A 2,410-nucleotide genomic window follows, 5' to 3' on the forward strand; every position below is an offset into this window, starting at 1 on the left:
TCTGCCGTTCGCAGAGGTGGGTCGCCGCCTGGCCGATCTCGCGGACGCGGCGCTCACCGCCGCGCTCGCGGTGGCGGTCTCCACGGTGTACCCGGACTCGCCCATGCCCGGCCGCCTCGGCGTGGTGGCCATGGGCAAGGGCGGGGCCCGCGAGCTCAACTACATCTCCGACGTCGACATCATCTTCGTCTCCGAACCCGCGGACGCCAAGACCGGTCGGGTGGCCGGGGAGATGATGCGCCTCGGGTCGATGGCGTTCTTCGAGGTGGACGCCGCGCTGCGACCCGAGGGTAAGTCCGGCGAGCTGGTGCGGACGCTGGAGTCGCACGAGGCCTACTACAGGCGGTGGGCCAAGACGTGGGAGTTCCAGGCGCAGCTCAAGGCCCGCCCGATGACCGGCGACCTGGCCCTGGCCACCGAGTACTACGACACCGTGCATCCGCTGGTGTGGACCGCCTCCGAGCGGGACGACTTCGTCCACGACGTCCAAGCCATGCGTCGGCGGGTGGAGGAGAACGTCCCCGAACCGCTCCGGGAGCGCGAGCTCAAGCTCGGTCGCGGGGGTCTGCGCGACGTGGAGTTCGCGGTCCAGCTCCTGCAACTGGTGCACGGTCGCACGGACGAGGAGCTGCGCGTCGTGAGCACGGTGGACGCCCTCGGGGCGCTCCGGGCGGGCGGGTACATCGCGCGGGAGGACGGCGCCAACCTGGTGGCCGCGTACGAGTTCCTGCGCCTGCTCGAGCACCGTCTCCAGCTCCAGCGCTACAAGCGCACCCACCTGCTCCCCGAGGACGGAGACCAGGAGGGGTACCGCTGGCTCGCCCGGGCCGCCCACATCCGGCCGAGCAGTCGGCACGACGCCGCGGAGGTGCTGCTCGAGCAGCTGCGCCAGGTCCGCAGCCGGGTGCGCAGACTCCACTCCAAGCTGTTCTACCGCCCGCTGCTGGACTCGATCGCCGCCTACGACGCGGAGGCCCTGTCCCTGAGTTCCGAGGCGATGGAGCGGCAGCTGGCGGCGCTGGGGTTCGGCGCCCCACGCCACGCGCTCGGGCATCTCCGAGCCCTCGCCGGGCAGAACAACCGTCGCGGCCGGATCCAGGCGTTGCTGTTGCCCGCCTTCATGGAATGGCTCGCCGACACCCCGGACCCGGACGCCGGGCTGCTGGCCTACCGCAAACTGTGTGAGGAGCACCAGGACGTCACCTGGTTCCTGCGCATCCTGCGCGACGACAGCATCGTGGCGCGCCGCCTGGTGACGGTCCTGGGCACATCTGCGTTCGTCTCCGAACTCCTGCTCCGCAACCCCGAGGTGATCCCGGAACTGACCGACGGGGCCGAGGGGCCCGTGCTCGTGGCGTCCAAGGTCTCCGACATCGCCTCCGCGCTGTCGGCCTCGGCCTCCCGCCACCGCACCCCCGAGAAGGTGATCGCCGCGGCGAGGTCGCTGCGGCGGGCCGAGCTGGCCCGGATCGGCGCCGCCGACGTCCTGGGGTTGGTCTCCGTACCGGAAGTCGGCAAGCGACTGTCGGCCGTGTGGCGGGCGGTGCTCGAGGCGTCGCTCGCGGCGGTGATGAGGGACATGGCCCCCGAGGGGCAGGCGTCGCCGGCCCGACTCGCGTACATCGGGATGGGGCGACTCGGTGGGGACGAGCTGTCCTACGGATCCGACGCGGACGTGATGATCGTGTGCGACCCGGTGGAGGGTGTCGCCGAGGACGTGGCCGTCCGGTGGGCCGTCCAGGTGGCCGAACGGGTGGGCAGACTGCTCTCCTCGCCGTCGTCGGACCCACCGCTCGACCTCGACGCCGACCTCCGACCGGAGGGTCGCAACGGACCCCTCGTCCGGACACTCGCGTCCTACCGCGCCTACTACTCCAAGTGGGCCGAGACGTGGGAGCTGCAGGCCCTGCTCCGGGCGGCGTTCGCGGCGGGGGATCGCGACCTGGGCCTGGACTTCCTGCACATGATCGACGAGTTCCGCTATCCGGCGGAAGGGGTGCCGCCGAAGGTGGTGCAGGAGATCCGGCGGATGAAGGCGCGGATCGACACCGAGCGGTTGCCCCGGGGTGCCGACCCGGCCACCCACACCAAGCTCGGCCGCGGCGGCCTGGCGGACGTCGAGTGGTCCGCCCAGCTGCTCACCATGCAGCACGCGGCCCGGGTGCCGGGCCTGCACACCACCTCCACCCTGGAGGCGCTCGAGGCCGCGGCCGCGGCGGAGTTGCTCTCGGAGGGCGAGCGGGAGGCACTGGTGCAGTCGTGGCTCATGGCCGCCCGCGCCCGCAACGCCCTGGTGCTGGCCCGCGGCAAGGCGGTCGACCAACTCCCCGGGCAGGGCAAGATCCTGGCGGCCGTGGCCAGCATCTGCGCGGGGTCATCCGACGGCGCGGAGTTCCTCAACCAGTACCTA

The 2,410-nt window shown here is 72.0% G+C and carries 1 protein-coding gene; it reads left to right on the top strand.

Annotation, left to right across the window (positions count from 1 at the left end):
* On the top strand, nt 1-2,410 hold a 2,410-nt coding region (locus tag G6027_RS11310), incomplete at both ends, for a bifunctional [glutamine synthetase] adenylyltransferase/[glutamine synthetase]-adenylyl-L-tyrosine phosphorylase (RefSeq protein ID WP_182637275.1).

The sequence above is a fragment of the Dietzia sp. SLG310A2-38A2 genome (genome assembly GCF_014145095.1).
Lineage (GTDB): Bacteria > Actinomycetota > Actinomycetes > Mycobacteriales > Mycobacteriaceae > Dietzia.